Here is a 1,065-nt window from a genome sequence, read left to right on the forward strand (position 1 = left end):
AAATTTACTTTCGTAATTTGGGATTAATATTAGGCCAGAACTTGTTCTTACAAACGCACCGACTGGAATTAATGCAATTGATTTCGAAAAAGAGGCATATCGGATAATTGGACTTGGTATTACAAATCGACCATCACATGCAACAAAAAGTTTTATTTCTATAGTTTCTGATTTATACAACTCAATGAAAAGTTAAGCACCATCGATACTTCCACAACTTAATTGCCATACTATCTCAAGACAAAAAAAGAACCTCCCTTGAGACCTAACAAGTTCCAGGGATGGTCTATTTCAGTTGACTACTCGGGATAGCCACTCTTTGAGAGGCGACTATTGTACAAGACCGTAAGTGTTACTAGGACTTGCGGTCTTTTTTACTTTACGAGCTTTAAATGTTCAGAGTAATATCTTAGAGCTCTCCCATAATTGCCTATTCCCGCGTCGCTCGTAGTTTCCACAAGTGTCTTTAACATAATTTCCATTGCTTTTTGATGTTCATGTAGACTATACAAAGTAAGAGCCTTAAAAATATGAAGTGGCCGGTAATCCGGAAATAGATCTTGCCCTTTTGATAATACATCAAGGGATTTCTGGTAAGATCCTAATACTCTGTACGTACTACCTAAGCATACATATGCATCTTTTAACAATTCATCCGGCAAACCAATTTTTATCGCTTTTTTATAAAATTCCAGTGCTTCTTCTTCTAATCCCAGAGCATCATGAATTTGACCGCATTGAAAGTTGATTTCAGCATTCAATGGCTGATCGTGTAATATTTCAAGTAAAAGCAATCTTGATTTCTCCAATTCCCCTTCAAACTTTAATTTCAACGCCAATTCTAATTTCTCTTCCATTCTTTTCATCCCCGTCCAAGATATATCCATTACAGTCTTCTCTTAAAAAATTCTTCCAAAGCGCCCTTAAATAGATTAATTTCTTTAGTCTATTTCTTCACATCATCTCAATATATATAAAATGAATTTGAAATTTATTACATAATCATTTAATCGGATCGGCCCGCCAATGACCGCGTAGGCACTATTTCATCGATACAGGCTGTCG

Annotated in this window: 1 protein-coding gene; it reads right to left on the reverse strand. The window is 35.8% G+C overall.

The features are described 5' to 3' along the window. Positions 1-374 precede the first annotated feature (374 nt). Positions 375-887: a tetratricopeptide repeat protein gene (locus D4N35_RS17830; protein ID WP_120076047.1), complete on the reverse strand. Its 513-nt coding sequence runs from the start codon at positions 885-887 to the stop codon at positions 375-377. Positions 888-1,065: the final 178 nt, after the last annotated feature.

Source organism: Siminovitchia fortis (assembly GCF_003605365.2).
Lineage (GTDB): Bacteria > Bacillota > Bacilli > Bacillales > Bacillaceae_C > Siminovitchia > Siminovitchia fortis.

What these genes read in the sequence shown, in the direction of transcription:
- D4N35_RS17830 (WP_120076047.1), bottom strand. Translation starts at nt 887, where the DNA reads ATGGATATATCTTGGACGGGGATGAAAAGAATGGAAGAGAAATTAGAA.